Source organism: Acidilutibacter cellobiosedens (assembly GCF_004103715.1).
GTDB classification, from domain to species: domain Bacteria; phylum Bacillota; class Clostridia; order Tissierellales; family Acidilutibacteraceae; genus Acidilutibacter; species Acidilutibacter cellobiosedens.
Window position 1 is genome coordinate 1307852 of the sequence record NZ_CP035282.1, and the last position, 19567, is coordinate 1327418.

Genomic DNA, 19567 nt, shown 5'->3' on the forward strand with positions numbered 1-19567 from the left:
GTAAAATATGAGGAATAGGAATAGACAGCTATACCTTATTTAAGGGGGAGGAAATGATATGTTTAAACTGGAAACGGTCAATGGCATGAACGATGAGGGAAAATTAGAATATATGAATATTTTGCTTAAGGGACAAGTTAGTTCGGAAAAAGACAGCATAGCAATTCTTTCAAATGCTTCTGCAATTATCATGTCCTGTGTCGACAGGCTTAATTGGTCTGGGTTTTATATAATGAGGAACGGAGTTTTGGTTTTAGGACCGTTTCAAGGGCTTCCCGCATGTAATAGAATTGAGATAGGAAGTGGAGTATGCGGAACAGCAGTTGAGGAAAAAAGAGTATTGAGAGTAGATGATGTACACCAGTTTTCCGGCCATATTGCCTGCGACAGTGCTTCTCAGTCGGAACTTGTTCTTCCAATAATTAAAAAAGGCAGAGTTTACGGAGTACTGGATTTGGACAGCCCTGAAAAAAGCAGGTTTACTGAATTGGAAGAAAAATATTTTTTGAAATTTGTAACGATATTAATTGATCATGTGGATTGGGAAACAGTTTAGAAGAGAATTTTATTTAAAACATTTCTTATGCAATCATATGAATATCCCTTTCTTTGAAGATATCCTCCTAATTTTCTGTATATTTTTTCCTTTGAGTCATTTTTATAGGACGATATCTTTTTATTTGCCAATTCCAAGGCTCTTTCAAATTCCTCATCAGATTCTTCATTAACTACTTCTTCCAATATTTCTTTTGATATTCCCTTCATAGATAATTCATATCTAATTCTTTTAATTCCCAATCCATTAAGTTTACTTTTTTCTTCAAAATATATTTCTGCAAATCTTCTATCATTAATTAAATTTTGGTCTTTTAAATATAGGACAGTATTTTCAATTATTTCTTTTTCATATCCTTTTTCGGACATCCTGTCTATAATTTCCTTTTCTGTTTTCCATCTGTAGGAAAGAAGATTTAAAGCATAATTTTTTCCTTTATTCAATTCTTCAGACTTTAAAACATTTTCTACCCATTCCTGAGAAACCGTCATATCTTCTTTTAAGTCATATTTATATGATATCTCCGAAGACAAGCCGAAGGCAAAACTATCATCTATATAGATATTTACCCGTTCTTTATTTTTTTGAGATTCTATTTTCGTTATTTTCATATATTCTCCTATTCTCCTTAAATATTATCTCAGTGAGAAGAAAATTTTCCCACTGAGATAATTATATTTGAGTGGTTGTTATATTTCGTGAACTTCAACGGATTTAACAAAGGTCTTATATTCATTGGATTTCAAGGGCCTGTCGGAGTATTCTATTTCTCCGACCTGATTATCGTAAGGGTCATGCCTTAAAAATTTTCTTTCCGGATAGAAATCATAATGAAAATCTGAGTTAGCAACCATTCTAAAGGGGTCAAGATTTCCAAAATAAAAATTCCATCTTTCCTTATCATTATTTCTTAAAGCTCCTCCTCCAAAGGATGGATCGGCAAACAGCCAACCGTAAGGTTCAACATAAAATTCAGCCCAATCATGACATCCCGCTGAGTAAGGATCCACATGAAGTCCGGATTGCCATTTGGCAGGGATACCGATTATCCGGCATAATGTAATAAATAGTATGGCCTGTACTCCGCAATCTCCCTTTTGATTATATGCACAATATTCGGGTATATTTGTAATTGCTGCATATTGTCTCATATATGAATATTGTATATTTTCGGTAATATAATCATATATACGCCTTGCCCTTAACAGAGGATTGGTTTCTTTTCCTACTATTTCCTTCGCTAAAGATACAAGAAACGGAGTGAATCTTATATGAGGCGGCCATTCTTCGGTACAGAAATTAGGCTGATATGCCGATACCTTTGATGGATCCGGATTAACGTATTTTATATGATTTTCATATGAATATTCTACGAAAAATGTATCCCCTCCCTTAACTTTTTCTTCAAAGAAAATAGTTCTTTGAGGGTATTGAAGGGGTGAGATATATTTTGCTTTATGAGAGGTACTCAATATTTTTATATCTTTAATCTGCCTTGCTGCCCGGGGTATAGGAAGATGGACATTTACAGTTTCTCCTATTCTTGATAATTCCTTATCCAATTTAATTCCTGCCATGACCTGAATGAAATATTTCTTCTCTCCTTTTTCAATTATTTCCTTTACTGTTTTATTTAAGAGAGAACTTCCTGAGGAATTTTCTTCTTTTTGTATTAATCTTGACTTAAAATCAGAATTTACTTTAACAATATTCTCCAAGAATCTGTGATGAAACATTATTTTACCATTTATATATATCCAATCGGCATATCTTTCATCCTTTAAAAATTCGAGTTCTTCTTTTGTAAAATTTTTAATCTTTGATTGGGCGTAATTTAAGGCAGATTCGTAAGTAAAATCATAATCTTCTTTTAATCTTTCGATTCTGCCTCTTTCAAAGATTAGTCGTTGTTTTAAAATGTCGGGAATATTTCTTTTTAAATAAATATCGATAAGTTTCTGAGATTTTTGAAAATCTCCAAAATAAACGGTGTTCTTTAAATCTTCCGGCAGATCTACCGTAAGAAATTTTAATTTATTCATAATCATCCCTCCGCTGTTGATGTTTATCTTGATTATATAACAGATATTATACTTTATAAAGAAAAAGAATTTTATTTTTAGAAGGTTTTTAGAAGTATATATAGAATATCATATGGGAATATATTCTATGTGGAGGTAAATATGAACAAAGCGTCTATAATAAATGAATTACAGGAAATCATATCTTATGGGAAAAGAGAAAGAGATAAGATACTAAATTCCTCTGAAAACATAAATTTTTCTTTATATGAAAAAGTAACTGCCTTTGAAGAAGACAAAGTAAGGAAAAGCGAACATAGTACAGACAATTGGCAAAATAAAATTTTTTATGCCGATAATATAAAAGTAATGGAATTCCTCTTAAAGAATGGTTACAAAGGGAAAATTGATTTAATATATATAGATCCTCCTTTTTTTTCTGAAACAAATTATAACAGGAGAATTATACTAAATGATGGAGAGAAAGATATTTTCATCAAACATTTTGCTTATGAAGACAGATGGAGAAAAGGAATAAAAAATTATCTTGAAGAGTTGACCGTAAAATTATATTTGATGAGGGATCTTTTAAGCTCTAAGGGCAGTATATATGTTCATTTGGATTGGCATATAGTTCATTATATAAAGGTATTAATGGATGAAATATTTGGAAGAGAAAATTTTGTTAATGAGATAATATGGAGTTATAAATCAGGAGGAGTAGGTAAAAGACATTTTTCTAAGAAACACGATACTATTTTATTTTATTCAAAGACTAAAAATTATATATTTAATGTTCAGAAAGAAAAATCCTATAACAGAGAATTAAAACCTTATAGATTTAAGGGAGTAAAAGAATTTAAGGACGATATTGGCTGGTATACATATGTAAACACAAAGGATGTTTGGAATATAGACATGATAGGAAGAACATCAAAAGAAAGGGTGGGTTATGATACTCAAAAACCGAGGAAACTCCTTGAGAGAATTATTTTATCTTCTACAGATGAAAATTCCATTGTGGCAGATTTTTTTGCAGGCAGCGGTACTACCGGAGTTGTGGCAGAGAAACTTAAAAGAAAATGGATAATGTCAGATCTGGGAGCGACATCTATTGCAGTGATGAAGGAGAGACTTATTGAAGAAAGGGCAAATAGATTTAATTTATATAGAATACCTCACGAGGAAGACGACAGTATTGACTTCAAAATTAAAATAAAAAAAAGATGTCCCTGGGATTTTTTTAATGAATGTTTGGAAATAGAAATAGAGGATTATGAAATAAAAGACATATCAAAACTTCCTGTTAATAGGAAATATTGGTTAAAGATAAAGGATATTTTAGAGAAAGACTCTTTTGAATTTGTGGAATATATAGCAGTGGATACGGACTATAAGGGAGCTTTTTTCTCTTTTAAGCAGGAGCACTATAGGACTTATGGAAATAAGAGAGGTTCTTTTAATAAGAATATACTATTAAAATTGGAGAAAAACTTAAAAAAAAGGAATATAGCGGTACAATTGATAGATGTATTTGGAAATGAAAAAATTAAAATAATCAATTTATAATATACAATTGATTTTATTTTAAAAATGAAAGGAGCGAGGGCATGGAAAGAATTTTGAAAAAATTAGATCCGGAAAGAGTATTTTATTATTTTGAGGAAATAACTAAAATACCAAGATGTTCGGGGGAAGAGAAAAAGATAAGTGATTACTTAGTAGATTTTGCCAAAAAGAACAAATTGGAAGTTATACAGGATGAAGCCTTAAATGTAATTATTAAGAAAAAAGGAACTTTAGGTTATGAGAACTCTCCGGTAGTAGTTTTACAGGGACATATGGATATGGTAGGAGAAAAAAATGAAGGAGCTGATCATGATTTTTCAAAAGATTCCATTGAAATATTTATAGAAGGCGATTTTATAAAAGCAAAAGAAACAACTCTCGGAGCCGATGATGGAATTGCTGTGGCGATGTCTTTGGCTATACTCGAATCTAAAGATATTCCCCATCCTCCTTTAGAGGTACTTATTACTACTAATGAAGAAACAGGGATGAATGGTGCCATGAGTTTAAACCCTGAATTTATAAGAGGAAGAATATTGATAAATTTAGATTCCGAAGAAGAAGGGATTCTTCTTGTCAGTTGTGCGGGAGGAGAAAGAAACAAGGTAACGATTCCTATAATATGGGAAGAAAATAAAAAGGAAATGGAAGGCTATATTATTAAAACCGAAGGATTGCTGGGAGGACACTCGGGAGCAGAAATTAATAAGGGAAGAGGAAATTCAAATAAGATATTGGGAAGGATACTTAATTCAATTAATGAAAAATTAGGAATTAATTTGTACAGAATATCTGGTGGAGCTAAAACCAATGCTATTCCTCGTACTGCAGAAGCAGGAATTGTTGTAGAAAAGGGTAAAACGGGAATATTAAAAAAAGAAATCAGTGTTATTGAGGATGAATTAAAAAATGAGTTGAGATGTACGGACAAGAATATAAAAATAACGTTAAATTTAGATACAGAGGAGATTAACAAAATATATTCCAAAAGTACATCGGATAATATAATAAATTTTTTGATGCTTACTCCAAATGGAGTGAAAACTATGAGCGGAGAAATTTTAGGACTTGTAGAAAGTTCTTCCAACATTGGAATAGTACATTCTACAGAAAAAGAAGTAATTTTTGAATCGTCTATAAGAAGTTCAAAAAAGAGTCTGCAAAAATATATATCAAGAATAACAAAAATAGCAGGAGAAGTTTCCGGAGGAAGATGGGAGAGCTATTCTTCTTATCCTGCATGGGAATATAATCCCAACTCATATATAAGGGATTTATTTAAAAATACCTATAAAGATATTTATGGAAAGGATATAAAAATTGAGGCTATTCATGCAGGTCTTGAATGTGGACTTTTTAAAGAAAAATTTGAAGACATGGATATGGTATCCTTAGGACCAGATATGGTTGGGGTACACACTCCTGAGGAGAGATTAAGTATCTCTTCCACTAAAAGAACTTGGGAATTGCTAACAGAGGTTTTAAAAAAAATCAAATAATTTCATTTTTTTATATACTCATAGATTAAAATAGGGTATTATATGCATATAATTAATACAAAATATAATGAAAAGGAGAATGATTATGAATAAAAAATTTGATGAAGAAAATTGCGGATGTGACCATCCTGAACATTCCCATGATTGCGGATGTGAACATGACGATGATACGGATATAATTTATATAACATTGGATGATGGAAGTGAGATAGAATGTAGCATTATAAGAATTTTTGAAGTTGATGGAAAGGAATATATCGCTCTCCTTTCTATTGACGATGATCAAGTTCTTTTGTACAATTATGAAGAAAATGAGGATGGCTTTGGACTTTCTTCAATTGAAGAGGAAGATGAATTTGAATCGGTTTCGGAGGCTTTCTATACGTTTTATGCTGATGAAGAAGGGGACTATGAGGATTACGACGAATATGACGAAGATGATGATGAAGATGAAGACGACGAGGACGATGAGGATTATGATGAATGATTATTAATTAAAAGTACTTCAGTTAAAAACTGAAGTACTTTTAATTAAATTTTTATAAAAAGAAAGGGTGATTTAATTGAAAAAAGAATTGGATTTTTCTTACAAACTTTTAGATTTTGTAAATAACAGTCCAAGCTCATTCCATGTAGTCAATAATGTAAAAAGTGTATTATTAAAAAATGGATTTAAAGAGTTGAATTCGGGGGAAAGATGGGTTTTAGAAAAAGAAGGAAAATATTTTGTTACTAAAAATGATTCTGCTCTTATAGCATTTGTTGTAGGAAAAGGAGAACTGGGGAAATATGGTTTTAAACTAATCGGAGCACACACGGATTCTCCTACCTTTAGAATAAAACCCCATAGTGAAATAAAAACAGAAAATCAATATCTGAAGTTAAATACAGAAGTGTATGGCGGGCCCATTATAAATACATGGTTGGACAGGCCTCTTTCCATCGCAGGAAGAATTTCTGTAAAAGAGAAAAATTTTCTTAACCCGGAAACCTTTTTGCTGAATATAGATAAACCTATAGCCGTAATACCTAATCTGGCTATACACATGAATAGACAGGTAAATGATGGTATCAAATTAAATACTCAAAAAGAAACACTCCCCATTTTGTCTGTTATTAATGAAAAATTTGAAAAAGATAATGCTTTTCTGGACCTTATAAGTGAAAATATAGGAGTAGATCCTGAATCAATCGGGGATTTCGACTTATTTTTATACGAATATGAAAAAGGGTGTATAGCGGGACTTAATGATGAATTTATTTCTTGTGGGAAGTTGGATGATTTGGCTATGGTTCATGGAGGACTTGAAGCGTTGATTGATAGCGAACCGAGTAATGAAACAAATGTATTGGTTTTATTTGATAACGAAGAAGTAGGGAGTTCCACAAAACAAGGGGCGGACAGCCCTATGCTTGAAAACCTTTTGGAAAGAATATGTATTTCTTTAAAAAAGGACAGGGAGGATTTTTTCAGAGCATTTAATAATTCTTTTTTAATTTCGGCAGATATGACTCATGCTCTACATCCTAATTATCCCGAAAAGCAAGATCCGACAAACAGATCCATTATTAACAAAGGACCGGCCATAAAAATAAGCGCCAATCAATCTTATACTTCTGACAGTGTAAGCAGCACTGTATTTCAATCTTTATGCAATGGAGCAGGAGTTCCTGTGCAGATATTCGTGAACAGATCAGATATGAGGGGAGGTTCAACTATAGGTCCTATTTCTTCAACTCATCTGGGCATTTCTTCCGTTGATGTGGGCAATCCGATTCTTGCCATGCATTCCATAAAAGAACTGGGAGGAGTTTACGACCATTATTATATGTATAAAGTTTTTAAGGAACTATATAAAATATAGCTTAAAAGGTTGAGAAAATATGAAGTTCAAAATGATAGCTATCGATCTGGACGGAACTTTGCTTACAGATGACAAAAAAATTTCCAAGGAAGATTTAAAGGTTCTTAAATCCGCCATAAATCAAGGGTATGAGTTGATAATAGCTACAGGAAGAAGATATTATTCGGCAAAGAACTTGATAAGGGATTTAAAAGAGGATGTTGTTATTTTTGCTAACAATGGAAATATTGTAAGGAATACAAAGGATGATAAGGTGCTTATAGAAAAGTACTTAAATATTAAAGATTTTCATACTCTTATTAGAGAAGGCAGAAAGAGAGACCTATTTTCTATTGTTCATGCAAACGGATATGATAAAGGAGTGGATTTATTTATTGAATTAAACAAAGATGACAGCAGATATTATAATTATATTGGGAAAAATGAAAGCAGATGCGTTCAAGTCGATGATTTTTTGTATGGTAATATTGAAAGGGTACTTACTGTAGTTTATATGGGAAATAAAGATAAACTTAGGAAATTTAAATTTGAGATGGACAGTTTATATCCTCATAAATATAGATTTCATATGATGGAGAACATGTCTGTACAAGGTTTTCTCGAGGTGATGAATCCCTTAGGCTCCAAATGGTTGAGTATTAGAGAATATGCAATGGGTAAAGGGATATTCCCTGATAGAATTATCTCTATAGGAGATGATGATAATGATATAGAGATGATTGAAAAATCAGGGCTGGGAATTGCTATGAAAAATGGGACAGAGTCGGTAAAAAAATCTGCAGATATAATTACTGAGACTGATAATAATCAAGATGGAGTAGGGCTTACTTTAAAGAAAGTATTAAGGTTGTAATATAAATAATAAAATTCTTGAAGGTGATTTGGTGGAGCACAAATTGAGATATAATTCTTATTCTCAATATCTGAAGGAAAGATTCGGAGAAAAGGTATATAAACTTCCTATCAATCTTCCCCTTACGTGTCCGAACAGAGACGGAGTGCTGTCCTATGGAGGATGTATCTTTTGTGGGGAAGAGGGAGGTTCTTTTGAAAACCTTCCTAATTATTTAACAATAAGAGAACAGATATTGAAGAATAAAGATTATATAAGGAAAAATTATAAAGCGAATAAATTTATAAGCTATTTTCAAAAATTTACAAATACTTATGTTCCCATGAATTATTTTAGAGAGATGATAGCAAATTCAATAGATGATGATATAGTAGGGATATCCTTATCTACCAGACCCGATTGTATAGGGGAAGAATACTTAGAGTATCTGTCAGATTTAAGCAAGAAAAAGGATTTAGAAATTACTTTGGAAATAGGACTTCAGACAGTCAACTATCATACCCTTAAGATAATAAACAGAGGGCATACTCTGGCTGAATTTATTGACAGCATATTAATGTGTAAAAAATACAGTATTAGGACCTGTGTACATCTCATATTGAACTTACCTTGGGATACTATGGATGATGTAGTGGAAGCTGCTAAAATACTTTCTGCTTTGGATGTAAATGAAGTAAAACTTCATGCGCTTTATATCTTAAATGGGACTGTTCTCGGAGACATGTATAAGTCCGGGAAAATTCAATTGATTTCAAAGGATGAATATATTGAACGTGTAATTACGTTTTTGGAATGGTTAAAGGATGACATCGTAATACAGAGAATTATAGGAAGAGCACCGGAAGAAGGTTCTTTGTTTGTTAATTGGAATGAAAGCTGGTGGAAGATAAGAGATGAGATAACAAAAGAAATGGAAAAAAGAAATACCTATCAGGGGAAGAAATGCCATTATCTTGCAGGAAAGGCATTAAAAAATTTTAAAAATATAAAATAAAATAAAGGGAAAAGAGAGTCTGATGTAGAATAAAATAATAATATGTAATTATCAATGTGGAGGTGGTTAAAATGGTTAAGTTTATTTGCGGAGAAAAGGGCAGCGGAAAGACAAAAAAACTGATAGAGATGTCAAATGCAGACATAAAAGCCGGAAACGGAAACATTGTTTTTGTAGCAATAGACCATAATCACATATTTAGCCTTGACTATCTTGTGAGGCTTATAAATGCCATGGAATTCAATATTGAAGATATTGAATCATTCTATGGCTTTTTATGTGGAATTTTAAGTATGGATTACGATTTGGATAAAGTTTATGTAGATGGTATATATAAGCTGATTAAAATTGAGAAAAAGGATATAGATTATTTAATAGAGAAATTAAATTTGTTGAGTGAGAAATTTGGAGTTGATTTTTATATTGGCTTGGGAGTAGGTTCAGATTATAAACTTAAACAAATTCCTTATAAGTCATCTGAATATATTATAGAAGTAGCGGGAGACTAAAAGCAGGAAATATTTCCTGCCTTTTAGTCTATCCTTTTGTATTGGGATAAAATGTTGCACAATCAGTTTCTTGAGAAGATGATGCATTCCTGTGTTGTATTTCAATTTTTTCTGCAGTACAATAGTCCCCAGTCATATGATATGAACAAGTGTTTACTACACATTTAACTCCTTCAATAGGTGAATTGTTCTTATTTGCTTTCATACAATACCTCTTTTCTTATATTTTTAGTAGCTATAATTATTTTGTACTTTTTTAAATAAAGTATTCTAAAAAATAGTGGAAAAGTTTTTATTACAAAAGAATATTTGAACTTATATATAAAAGTGATATACTTAAATAAAGGGAAAAATTTAATTTTATTTTTTAACATAACATATGGATTTATTTTAAATAATATAATATAAATAATTAAGACATTAGATAGGGTGTTTTAAATTGTCGACGTACCATAAAAAAGAAAGCATTTTTGATACATTTTTTAGCAACAGGAATTCTCTTATCATTCAGTATAAAAATGGAGATATAAGTAAAAGAGAATTTTTAGAGGGAAATTTTGAGTTTGTCCAGAACATGAATGTCAAACCTTTTTCTAAAATAGACAGTTATGAAAAGGGGATGTATAATTACCAATATTATAATGTATTAGCAAAATATTATACTATGCTTGCTAAGGAAATTAAAAAAAGCGGAAAAAATGAAAAGTATTATGTCTATTATATAAACAAGGGAGATTATTATTATCATGAAAAGGATAGAGCTACATTTCAGCTTCTTAAATATTTAAATTATGAAAAAGTGGTAGCTTATTTTATAAAAGTGGAATCAAAATATCTCAAAAATAAACTTTATGAAATAGTTCTTATAGATCATAAGGATGCCATATTCCATTCGAAGAGCAGGTGGTTGATGGAGGCTCTTAAGAAAGAGGGAGTTTTTTTGGATGAGGAGAAAGTTTCATTAATTGACGGCTATATAAATGAAAAATATTAACGGGGAGAATTTTCCCCGCTTTTTTATTTTAATTATTTGCTCATCATACTTAATATCTCTTCAATTGTACTGTTTGATTTGATTTCATATTCTCCGGATTTAAGTTTTGTATCCAAATTCATTTCCTTCGCTTTGGCGAGAAATTCGTCTTTATCTTTTATAAGTCCCTTTTCAAGCAAAATATTCGCAATATCGGGGCAAGGAGATCCTTGAGGAATTACTACCTTGACATTTACAATATTTGCTTCTTTGCTGTTATCTGATTTGTTATCTTTATCTGAAGGTTGGGATTTATCGGAAGAAATAGTTTCATTAGTTGCGGGACTTTTATCTGCCGTATTTTTTTTGAACATAATATTTAATCTCCAAGTTATAACTCCGGCTACTACAACTATTGTTAATATAATCAGTATGTAATCAACGGCATCATACATAAAGTCCTTCATACGTTCGCCAAATTTTTTCAAATTTTCCACCTCTTTTTTTAAAAAGATTATGGTTTTATTGAGTTTTTATATATAATATGATTATAACATAACATAGAGAAAAAGGTGAGACAAATTTGAGAGAAATAAAAATCAAGAAAAATGAAAGTAATCAAAGAATTGATAGATTTCTGAAAAAATATTTGGCAAAAGCTTCTCAAGGATTTATATATAAAATGATCAGAAAGAAAAATATTAAATTAAATAACAAAAGAGTAAATCCCGAAGATATTATTAGAGAGGGTGATATAATTCAACTCTTTTTTTCGGAAGAAACCATTGAAAAGTTTTTAATTGATAAGGAAGAGATAAAATTACCTATAATTCCGAGAATAATTTATGAAGATAATAATATTATCTTAGTGAATAAGTCCAAAGGGGTTCTTTCCCATTCGGACAAAAAAGGATATGAGGATAATATCGTGGACGAGATAATCGGATATCTTCACAGAAAAGGAGAGTATAACCCTAACCTGGAAACAACTTTTACTCCTTCTATATGTAATAGACTGGACAGAAATACAAGTGGGATAATAATCGGAGCTAAAAATTTTTCTTCTCTTCAGATTATAAATGAATCAATTAAAAATGGAGATATAAAAAAGTTTTATATATGTATGGTGAAAGGAGAAGTAGAAGGAGATTTTCTTTTAAAGGGATACCTGATTAAGGATGAGGGAAAAAACAAAGTAGAAGTATATAAAAATAAAGTGGAAGGTTCTAAAGAGATAATAACGGATATAAAGCTACTAAAAAAGGAAAAAGGATATTCTTTTCTTGAGATCCAACTGATTACAGGAAGGACTCATCAGATAAGAGCACATCTTTCATCTATAGGATATCCCTTGGTGGGAGATACAAAATATGGATCAAATAGTGTGAACAAACGATTCAGAGAAGAATATGGACTTAACAGCCAATTTCTTTATGCACATAAAATTATATTTAATGGACTTTCTCACCCTTTGGAATATTTAAATGGGAAGGAATTTACAGCAAAGGGCGGAAAAGTTCTTGAAAAAATTGAAAGGGAGTGGAAATGTGAATATTAGGGATGCGAAAAAAGAGGATATAGATGATATTGTCAAAATGTGGAAAGAGTTATCCGACTATCATAGAAATTTTTTGGATTATATGCATCTTACTGAAAATTGGGAGGAAAATATAAAAAACCTATATAGCGAAGATTTAAATGATGCCAATAGAATATTTCTAATTGCAGAAGAAAATAACGAAAGAATAGGATTCTTAAGAGGAGAAGTGAGAATTGCTTTAAGCAATATTTTTATCGTTCCCAAATCAGGTTATATAAGTGATATATTTGTCTGTCAGAGATTTAGAGGAAGTAAAGTTGCTGAGTCTCTAATGAACCGAGCTATAAGGTGGTTTAGAAGAAATGGAATTTCTAATGTAAGACTAAATGTAAATTCGGAAAATATCAGGGCAATTAGATTTTATAATAGAATAGGGTTCAAAAGAGTTAATGAGACGTTAAATTTAAACGTTTAATGTTTAAAAAAAGAAAAACTACATATCATATTACTGATTTTAAATTTAAGGAGGGTGATATATTGAAAGTTAATGATATTATGACATCTCCTGCGAAATCAGTAAGAGTTAACAGTACTCTTGGAGAAGTTGCTGATGAGATGAAAAGACTTAATGTAGGAAGTATTCCTGTTTGTGACGATTCCAATAATCTTATGGGAATTGTAACAGACAGAGATATTGTAGTCAAGGGAATATCCCAAGGGCACAACAACGGAGCAACGGTGGAATCCGTAATGACTAAAAATCCTATTACTGTTAGTCCTGAAACAAGTATTGAAGAGGCAACTAATGTTATGAGTCATCATCAAATTAGGAGGTTACCTGTAACTGATAACGGAAGGCTGGTAGGAATCCTTGCCTTAGGAGACATAGCAGTATCAGACCATGTCGCTGATAAAGCAGGAGACGCTTTATCAAATATATCGGAGCCAGCAAGACCTGAGATGTAAAACTATATAAAAAAAGGCTTTCATTGAATCATTAATATATTAAGAAAGCCTTTTTTACTGCCCTCTTAACCTCCTCTTAACCTTTTCTTAACATTTTACTAATAGATTTTTGATAAACTTAAAATATCCTGAAATGCTCATAAACTTATTTCAACATCAGAGAAGAGGAGGATATAGTAATGAAAATTACGACAAAGATGGTACTTGGATTTTCGATAATTTTTTTTGTTTTGTTATCAATAATAGCTTTTTACGGATATACAAATATTAATAAACAGTTGACAGAAAGAATTAACTCTCAAGTTAAATCGGAATTAACTACTAACGTATCTTTACTTAATAATTGGCTTCTGGAAAAAGCCGAGGATTTGCAGACTACAGCTATGATTATAAGCAATACTGCTCCTGAGAAGATTACTGCTGACTATGTTCAGCATTATAAAAAGGATCCGGACATGACTGATATGTATATAGGCTTTTCAGACGGCAATATGCTGGATGGTTCAGGTTGGACGCCGCCGTCGGATTATAATGTTGTCACCCGTGACTGGTACAAAAATGCACAAAAAAGTAAGTCAGTTGTATTTTCTGATCCGTACATAGATAAGATAACTAAGAAAATAGTTATTACGCCTTCAGTTCGAATAACAAATGAAAAAGGAGATATCGTCGGAGCGGTCGGAGCGGATATATTCTTGGCAACTTTGCAGAGCAGTGTAGATAATATGAAAGTTTTGAATGGCAAGGGATATGCGTTTTTGATTTACGGCAATGAGACCTCAGGGTCATTTATCTCACACCCTATAGAAGAGTTGGAGGGAATTGATATTTTAAATCCAGGTGGCCAAGAATCAAAAATTAAAAACATAGTAGAGACCCAAGGGCTAAATTTAAGGGATTTACAGGAAATGTTTAAAACTTTACTGTCAAAAAATTCTGGAGTAATTACTGTTAAATTTAAGAATGAAAACAAAATTATTGCTTTTAAAAAATTGGTAAATTCAAACTGGGTACTTGCCGTATCTGCGCCTGAAAGATTATTTTATAACGAATTATCCGTTTTTAGGACAAATTATTTCATTATTTTAATGGGGACCTTAGTATTAATGGCCATATTAATTGGGTGGTTTTCCAGATTTAAAATAGCAAAACCTATTTTGGTTCTCTCAGGATATGTGAAGAAAATGGGCGATAAGGATTTTACTGAGCCAATACCTCAAAATATCATAAAGTTGACAGATGAAATTGGGGACTTAGCCAAGTCAATGAATAAAATGCAGCAGTCAATAAAGGAAATAGTTGCCGGAGTTATGGTGGAATCAGACATTGTCGATGATTCTGCAATTACTATTGATAAACATATTAACAGCTTGAATTTACAGATTGAGGATGTTTCTGCAGCTACGCAGCAGTTATCTGCAGGCATGGAAGAAACCTCAGCATCGACTGAGGAAGTAAATGCTACCTCTATTGATTTGGAAGCAGCTATAGAACATATTGCAAAAAAGGCGGAGCAAGGCGCGATTACTTCTAATCAAATCAGTAAAAGGGCCGTTGAAATAATGAAAGTAGCATCATCTTCCGAGACAAATGCACATAATATTTATTCCATTACACAAGAAAAAATGAAAGATGCTATTAAAAAGTGCAAAGAAGTTGAAAAGATAAATATATTGTCTGATTCAATTTTGGCCATAACGTCACAAACAAATCTACTTGCATTAAATGCTTCTATTGAGGCGGCAAGAGCAGGTGAGGCCGGTAAAGGGTTTACGGTTGTTGCCGATGAAATCAGAAAACTTGCGGAAAGTTCAAGAACTACGGTAAACTTAATACAAGATATAACAAAACCAGCAATTGACTCCGTCCAAAACCTTGTAGACAGTTCAAAGCAAGTGATGGAATTTATAGATAAACAGGTAATAATGGATTATAAAAAAATGGTGAAAGTCGGCGATCAATATAGCCAAGATGCTGTTAATTTTAACGAACTTGCAGAAGATTTTAATGCTACAACTGAAAAACTCCTGGTATCCGTCAAAAATGTGACTACAGCTATGGATGAAATTGCATCAACTACTTCGGAAGGTGCAAACAGTACTACACTTATCGCACAGAAAACAGAAGATGTTGCTTCGAAAGTAAATGAAATTGTTAAACAAGCCGAAGCATCTAAGTCAAGTTCTGTAAAATTAAAAAAAATGGTTGCTCAATTCAAAATATAAAATTATTTAATGCTATAGAAGCGAATACAAATAATTTCGGCGCATAAAGAGCCCTTCGAGCGCATAATTTCCATGGAGGACCCTTAAAAGTGTGCATTTAACTATGGACTGATAGCTAAGTAGTATCTATGAAAAATGGCAAACCACTATCATTTTAATATCTGCAAACATTAAGCTGCGTTACGCCTGTAAGCCCTCATTGCAAGTAAATGTGCAACTACAAGAATACCAAGACACCATGCGAGCGCAATCCAAATGTTATTGCCAACGGGCTGGCCTGACAATATTGCACGGATGGTTTCCACTATCGAGGTTACTGGTTGATTTTCGGCAAAGGCGCGAACAACCGGCTGCATCGTTTTAGTCGGTACAAAGGCTGAACTGATAAATGGCAGGAAGATAAGCGGATAGGAAAAGGCGCTTGCACCGTCCACTGATTTTGCGGACAGTCCGGCAATCGCCGCGACCCAAGTTAAAGCCAGCGTAAACAGCGTAAGTATACCAGCTACTGCAAGCCATGACAGTATTCCAGCCGACGAACGAAAGCCCATAATCAGCGCTACTAGAATGATGACGACAACCGAGATTGCGTTGGATACCAACGAGGTCAGCACATGCCCCCACAGCACGGCTGAACGTGCTATCGGCATGGAATGAAACCGTTCAAATATGCCCCGTTGCTTATCGATAAACAGACGGTAAGACGTATAGGATATGCCGCTTGCAATCGCGATCAGCATAATGCCGGGCAGCAGGTAATTCACATAGTTATCCGTGCTGGTTTGGATTGCGCCGCCAAATACATAGACGAACAGCATCATCATCGCAATAGGCATGATGGTAACTGTGATTATGGTATCCATGCTGCGAAAAATATGGCGCATGGAACGTCCAAGCATGACGCCCAGGTCACTGAAAAAGTGTTTCTTAATCGTTTCCATTTATTTTTCCTCCTTTTTGCTGATGATTGCGAGGAATATCTCCTCCAAGGTCGGCTGTTTCTCAACATACTCCACCTTTGCAGGCGGGAACAGCTTTTTCAATTCCGCCAGCGTACCGTTGGCGATAATCCTGCCCTCATGCAGAATGGCAATTTGATCTGCCAGTTGTTCGGCTTCCTCTAAATATTGCGTGGTCAGAAACACCGTCGTGCCATTATTAGCAAGCTTTTTGACTGCCTTCCAGACCTCAATACGTGCTTCGGGATCAAGTCCGGTGGTCGGCTCGTCGAGAAAAATAACTTGCGGTTTTCCTATAAGGCTCATTGCGATGTCGAGCCTGCGGCGCATACCGCCCGAATAGGTGGAAACCCTGCGGCCGGCGGCTGCGGCCAGACTGAAACGGTTTAGCAGATCTTCCGCCACCTGATGCGGATTTTTCAGGTGCCTTAGTTTAGCAATCATGATTAAATTTTCCCGCCCGGTCAAAATTTCGTCCACAGCGGCAAACTGCCCGGTCAGGCTAATGGACTGCCTCACACTGTCGGGCTTTGACACAACATCGAAGCCGTTTACGGTGGCGGTGCCTCCATCCAGCTTCAGCAGAGTAGTGAGTATCTTGACAATTGTTGTCTTGCCTGCGCCGTTGGAGCCGAGCAGAGCGAAAATACTGCCTTTTTCCACCTCAAAATCCACGCTCTTTAGAACATGAAGTTTCTTGTAGGACTTTTGCAGCCCTTTCACTTGAATTGCTTTTTCCATCTCAATAATATCCCCCTTTTACTTTGTTTTATCCGTATCCTTTTTTATGGCCTTGTAAACTTCTTGGTTAACAGATTTCTGATAGATGTCAGCGTAAGTTTTTGAATCTTTGATCAGATTATCGCAGAAAGCCGCCACGTCACTGCCCGTCACTTCGAGAACGCCCTTCCCCGAGGCCGCGCCCTCCTCAAAAAGATCTACAATCCCTGAGAGCAAGCCCGTCCCCTCGGTCAGCTCAACAGGGCCGACCTTAAAGAGATATTTTTGAATCTCTTTATAAACAATCTGATAATCCTGCGGGAGTGCTTTGACACGCGTCATATGCGCCCGCCACTCTTTTTTGCCTTCGATGATATCTTGTATTCTCATTTTATCCTCCTATTTACCTAATTTTTTAGCAATATTATTGTTGAGTTGTTCGCGCCACTTGTCACGAATAGACTTTGCCCCTTCTTCGCCGGCCAGCGCTGAACAGAAACCTTTGATATCGTCACCCAAAACCTCTTCCACACTTTGACCGTCTGCTGCCGATTCTTCAAGCAGGCCAAGCACGCCATCGAGAATCGGCATGAGGTTGCGGCCGGTGAAATCTGCGTACGCCCAAAGATTCAAACCGATTTTGTCCCATGCCTCTTGATAATCTGCCGGAAGCTTTTTTACTCGCGAATCAAAAGCTTTCAATTCTTTAGTCATATCGTTGCCTGTAATTTTATCCCAAAAATTCATTGCTTTTCCTCCTTTAACTCGCTAATTTTTGATGATACGAACTCCCATTTTTCCCAGAACTTCCGCAATTCCTCACGCCCCGCGTCATTGAGCGCGAAAAATTTTCGCGGCGGTCCCATGTCGGAGGGCTTTTTGGTGATGTCTACCAGTTTGTTTTTTTCAAGCCGGATCAGAATGGTGTACACCGTTCCCTCCACAACATCTGTGAAGCCGATGGCGTTCAGCTGCCGCGTGATTTCGTAACCGTAGGTTTCTTTGCGGCTTATTATTTCAAGGACGCAGCCCTCAAGCACGCCTTTGAGCATTTCCGTTAGGTTTTCCAGAACAATCTCCCCCATTGCTATTTTGTATGACTGATATGAAGTGATACTGACTACTACTATATAGTATCACATAGTAGTTGGTTTGTCAATATTGATAAATGTAAATCCTATATTATACAAAATATAATATAGGATTTTTTAGATTATGACTTATCTTTAGAGATTAAGTTTTATGGGGTTAAAATGGATAGCTGAGAAAAGTCGTCAGCTTAGCTGGTAGATGGCACAGAAACATTTTTGTATAGTCTATTTTTGATATATATTATATAATTATAATATAATAATTAAATTAAAGGGGGACAAAAATGCAAGAATTATTGGACAACCTGGTTAAAATTAATCTGCCCTTAACTCATAAGGGAAAAGTGGCAAATTATATTCCTGCTTTGGCAAGAGCAGATATAGACAATCTTGGAGTTTGTGTAATAGATATGTCCGGAAACTCATATGCTTCCGGAGATTATAGAACTTTATTTACCATACAGAGCATTTCTAAAACTATTTCCTTTATGCTTGCACTTCTGGATACAGGCGAGGAAAAGGTTTTTACAAAAGTGGGAATGGAAGCAACGGGAGATAGGTTTAATTCTATATACAAGCTGGAAACAGCAGACGTATCCAAACCTTTAAATCCCATGATCAATGCGGGAGCCATAGCTGTTTGTTCTTTAATTAAAGGCAGAAATGGGGAGGAAAAATTTGAGAGGCTATTGAATCTTTTTAAAAAGATAACCGGCAATAAAGAGCTTAAAGTAAATGAAGAAGTATACAGATCAGAAAGAGAGACGGGGAACAAGAATAGGGCTATGGCTTATTTACTTAAGGATATGGGTATTTTAGAAGAAAATCCGGAAGAAATTCTAAATGTGTATTTCAAACAGTGTTCAATTGAGGTTAGTTGTGTAGATATAGCCAAAATTGGTCTTCTTCTTGCCAATGAAGGGAGACTGCCTTTTACAGGAGAGGAAATAGCCAGTAAACGTATTGCCAGAATTATAAAGACTTTTATGGTGACGTGTGGTATGTATGATGCCAGCGGAGAATTTGCCATAGAAGTGGGAATTCCAGCTAAAAGTGGAGTAGGAGGAGGAATAATGGCCTCAGTTCCTCATAAAATGGGAATAGGAGCTTATGGACCTTCCCTTGACAATAAAGGGAATTCTGTAGGAGCCTGGGGGATACTTGAAGGCTTATCAGCAGAATTAAACTTAAGCATATTTTAAAAAAGTTGCAATATATTTCCTCTAT

Annotated in this window: 23 protein-coding genes; 14 read left to right on the top strand and 9 right to left on the bottom strand. The window is 34.1% G+C overall.

Translation table 11 applies throughout. The features are described 5' to 3' along the window. The first annotated feature begins 58 nt into the window (after positions 1-58). Positions 59-556, top strand: coding sequence for a GAF domain-containing protein (locus EQM13_RS06140; protein ID WP_071140798.1), 498 nt, complete (start codon positions 59-61; stop codon positions 554-556). Here the strand turns inward: EQM13_RS06140 and EQM13_RS06145 are convergent. Further along, on the bottom strand, positions 553-1167 hold the full coding sequence (locus EQM13_RS06145; RefSeq protein WP_071140797.1) for a regulatory protein RecX: 615 nt from the start codon (positions 1165-1167) through the stop codon (positions 553-555). The two genes, EQM13_RS06140 and EQM13_RS06145, sit on opposite strands and share 4 nt — an antisense overlap. A gap of 78 nt (positions 1168-1245) precedes the next feature. Then, positions 1246-2598: a transglutaminase-like domain-containing protein gene (locus EQM13_RS06150; RefSeq protein WP_206172888.1), complete on the bottom strand. Its 1353-nt coding sequence runs from the start codon at positions 2596-2598 to the stop codon at positions 1246-1248. A gap of 141 nt (positions 2599-2739) precedes the next feature. Here EQM13_RS06150 and EQM13_RS06155 point away from each other — a divergent pair, with 141 nt between their 5' ends. From EQM13_RS06155 to EQM13_RS06185, 7 genes are all read left to right on the top strand, one after another. Continuing rightward, positions 2740-4146 carry a DNA methyltransferase gene (locus tag EQM13_RS06155; RefSeq protein WP_128752272.1) on the top strand — a complete coding sequence of 469 codons (1407 nt, stop codon included), beginning with the start codon at positions 2740-2742 and terminating at the stop codon, positions 4144-4146. Between the two features lie 41 nt (positions 4147-4187). After that, the gene (locus EQM13_RS06160) at positions 4188-5645 is read left to right on the top strand and encodes an aminoacyl-histidine dipeptidase (RefSeq protein ID WP_128752273.1); all 1458 of its coding nucleotides are present in this window, start codon (positions 4188-4190) and stop codon (positions 5643-5645) included. Between the two features lie 85 nt (positions 5646-5730). Beyond that, a complete protein-coding gene (locus tag EQM13_RS06165) occupies positions 5731-6132 on the top strand; it encodes a DUF1292 domain-containing protein (protein WP_128752275.1) in 402 nt (133 codons plus the stop codon). Between the two features lie 76 nt (positions 6133-6208). Next, positions 6209-7510, top strand: coding sequence for a M18 family aminopeptidase (locus EQM13_RS06170; protein WP_128752276.1), 1302 nt, complete (start codon positions 6209-6211; stop codon positions 7508-7510). A 19-nt stretch (positions 7511-7529) separates the two neighbouring features. Then, positions 7530-8363: an HAD family hydrolase gene (locus EQM13_RS06175; RefSeq protein WP_128752277.1), complete on the top strand. Its 834-nt coding sequence runs from the start codon at positions 7530-7532 to the stop codon at positions 8361-8363. Positions 8364-8406: 43 nt separating this feature from the next. Beyond that, the gene (locus tag EQM13_RS06180; protein WP_071140790.1) at positions 8407-9357 is read left to right on the top strand and encodes a TIGR01212 family radical SAM protein; all 951 of its coding nucleotides are present in this window, start codon (positions 8407-8409) and stop codon (positions 9355-9357) included. Positions 9358-9428: 71 nt separating this feature from the next. Then, entirely contained in the window at positions 9429-9866 is a 438-nt protein-coding gene (locus EQM13_RS06185; RefSeq protein WP_114219135.1) for a hypothetical protein, read from the top strand. A 28-nt stretch (positions 9867-9894) separates the two neighbouring features. Here the strand turns inward: EQM13_RS06185 and EQM13_RS06190 are convergent, their stop codons facing one another. After that, on the bottom strand, positions 9895-10071 hold the full coding sequence (locus EQM13_RS06190; RefSeq protein ID WP_071140788.1) for a DUF1540 domain-containing protein: 177 nt from the start codon (positions 10069-10071) through the stop codon (positions 9895-9897). 234 nt (positions 10072-10305) lie between these two features. Here EQM13_RS06190 and EQM13_RS06195 point away from each other — a divergent pair, with 234 nt between their 5' ends. Continuing rightward, positions 10306-10860: a DUF6648 family protein gene (locus EQM13_RS06195; RefSeq protein ID WP_200796150.1), complete on the top strand. Its 555-nt coding sequence runs from the start codon at positions 10306-10308 to the stop codon at positions 10858-10860. A 32-nt stretch (positions 10861-10892) separates the two neighbouring features. On the opposite strand, the gene EQM13_RS06200 is transcribed toward EQM13_RS06195, so the two are convergent. Next, positions 10893-11327, bottom strand: coding sequence for an endolytic transglycosylase MltG (locus EQM13_RS06200; RefSeq protein ID WP_071140787.1), 435 nt, complete (start codon positions 11325-11327; stop codon positions 10893-10895). 95 nt (positions 11328-11422) lie between these two features. Between EQM13_RS06200 and EQM13_RS06205 the strand changes: the two genes are divergently transcribed. The 4 genes from EQM13_RS06205 (at position 11423) to EQM13_RS06220 (ending at position 15570) form a co-directional block, all read left to right on the top strand. Further along, positions 11423-12397 (top strand): RluA family pseudouridine synthase, encoded by a 975-nt coding sequence (locus EQM13_RS06205; protein WP_114219134.1) that lies wholly within the window; start codon positions 11423-11425, stop codon positions 12395-12397. Then, positions 12360-12854, top strand: a complete 495-nt coding sequence (locus tag EQM13_RS06210; protein WP_071140785.1) for a GNAT family N-acetyltransferase — start codon at positions 12360-12362, stop codon at positions 12852-12854. Before EQM13_RS06205 ends, EQM13_RS06210 begins: the two co-directional genes overlap by 38 nt. 62 nt (positions 12855-12916) lie before the next feature. Next, the gene (locus tag EQM13_RS06215; RefSeq protein WP_083381951.1) at positions 12917-13345 is read left to right on the top strand and encodes a CBS domain-containing protein; all 429 of its coding nucleotides are present in this window, start codon (positions 12917-12919) and stop codon (positions 13343-13345) included. A gap of 179 nt (positions 13346-13524) precedes the next feature. Further along, positions 13525-15570: a methyl-accepting chemotaxis protein gene (locus EQM13_RS06220; protein ID WP_128752278.1), complete on the top strand. Its 2046-nt coding sequence runs from the start codon at positions 13525-13527 to the stop codon at positions 15568-15570. A gap of 170 nt (positions 15571-15740) precedes the next feature. Here EQM13_RS06220 and EQM13_RS06225 read toward each other — a convergent pair whose 3' ends face one another. Genes EQM13_RS06225 through EQM13_RS06245 form a run of 5 tightly spaced genes read right to left on the bottom strand, consistent with a single transcriptional unit; the run spans position 15741 to position 18334 of the window. After that, positions 15741-16511 carry an ABC transporter permease gene (locus tag EQM13_RS06225; protein ID WP_071140783.1) on the bottom strand — a complete coding sequence of 257 codons (771 nt, stop codon included), beginning with the start codon at positions 16509-16511 and terminating at the stop codon, positions 15741-15743. Continuing rightward, positions 16512-17270, bottom strand: coding sequence for an ABC transporter ATP-binding protein (locus EQM13_RS06230; RefSeq protein ID WP_071140782.1), 759 nt, complete (start codon positions 17268-17270; stop codon positions 16512-16514). Positions 17271-17288: 18 nt separating this feature from the next. Further along, positions 17289-17639, bottom strand: a complete 351-nt coding sequence (locus tag EQM13_RS06235) for a DUF1048 domain-containing protein (protein ID WP_071140781.1) — start codon at positions 17637-17639, stop codon at positions 17289-17291. A gap of 9 nt (positions 17640-17648) precedes the next feature. Then, positions 17649-17996: a DUF1048 domain-containing protein gene (locus tag EQM13_RS06240; RefSeq protein ID WP_071140780.1), complete on the bottom strand. Its 348-nt coding sequence runs from the start codon at positions 17994-17996 to the stop codon at positions 17649-17651. After that, positions 17993-18334 carry a PadR family transcriptional regulator gene (locus tag EQM13_RS06245; protein ID WP_083381950.1) on the bottom strand — a complete coding sequence of 114 codons (342 nt, stop codon included), beginning with the start codon at positions 18332-18334 and terminating at the stop codon, positions 17993-17995. Before EQM13_RS06245 ends, EQM13_RS06240 begins: the two co-directional genes overlap by 4 nt. A 290-nt stretch (positions 18335-18624) precedes the next feature. Here EQM13_RS06245 and glsA point away from each other — a divergent pair, with 290 nt between their 5' ends. Continuing rightward, positions 18625-19542 (top strand): glutaminase A, encoded by a 918-nt coding sequence (gene glsA / locus EQM13_RS06250; protein WP_071140778.1) that lies wholly within the window; start codon positions 18625-18627, stop codon positions 19540-19542. Positions 19543-19567: the final 25 nt, after the last annotated feature.

Coding starts and splice junctions, on each gene's coding strand:
- EQM13_RS06185 (WP_114219135.1), top strand. CDS start 9,429: ATGGTTAAGTTTATTTGCGGAGAAAAGGGCAGCGGAAAGACAAAAAAA.
- EQM13_RS06225 (WP_071140783.1), bottom strand. CDS start 16,511: ATGGAAACGATTAAGAAACACTTTTTCAGTGACCTGGGCGTCATGCTT.
- EQM13_RS06165 (WP_128752275.1), top strand. CDS start 5,731: ATGAATAAAAAATTTGATGAAGAAAATTGCGGATGTGACCATCCTGAA.
- EQM13_RS06175 (WP_128752277.1), top strand. CDS start 7,530: ATGAAGTTCAAAATGATAGCTATCGATCTGGACGGAACTTTGCTTACA.
- EQM13_RS06160 (WP_128752273.1), top strand. CDS start 4,188: ATGGAAAGAATTTTGAAAAAATTAGATCCGGAAAGAGTATTTTATTAT.
- EQM13_RS06190 (WP_071140788.1), bottom strand. CDS start 10,071: ATGAAAGCAAATAAGAACAATTCACCTATTGAAGGAGTTAAATGTGTA.
- EQM13_RS06230 (WP_071140782.1), bottom strand. CDS start 17,270: ATGGAAAAAGCAATTCAAGTGAAAGGGCTGCAAAAGTCCTACAAGAAA.
- glsA (WP_071140778.1), top strand. CDS start 18,625: ATGCAAGAATTATTGGACAACCTGGTTAAAATTAATCTGCCCTTAACT.
- EQM13_RS06150 (WP_206172888.1), bottom strand. CDS start 2,598: ATGAATAAATTAAAATTTCTTACGGTAGATCTGCCGGAAGATTTAAAG.
- EQM13_RS06245 (WP_083381950.1), bottom strand. CDS start 18,334: ATGGGGGAGATTGTTCTGGAAAACCTAACGGAAATGCTCAAAGGCGTG.
- EQM13_RS06155 (WP_128752272.1), top strand. CDS start 2,740: ATGAACAAAGCGTCTATAATAAATGAATTACAGGAAATCATATCTTAT.
- EQM13_RS06240 (WP_071140780.1), bottom strand. CDS start 17,996: ATGAATTTTTGGGATAAAATTACAGGCAACGATATGACTAAAGAATTG.
- EQM13_RS06140 (WP_071140798.1), top strand. CDS start 59: ATGTTTAAACTGGAAACGGTCAATGGCATGAACGATGAGGGAAAATTA.
- EQM13_RS06235 (WP_071140781.1), bottom strand. CDS start 17,639: ATGAGAATACAAGATATCATCGAAGGCAAAAAAGAGTGGCGGGCGCAT.
- EQM13_RS06145 (WP_071140797.1), bottom strand. CDS start 1,167: ATGAAAATAACGAAAATAGAATCTCAAAAAAATAAAGAACGGGTAAAT.
- EQM13_RS06220 (WP_128752278.1), top strand. CDS start 13,525: ATGAAAATTACGACAAAGATGGTACTTGGATTTTCGATAATTTTTTTT.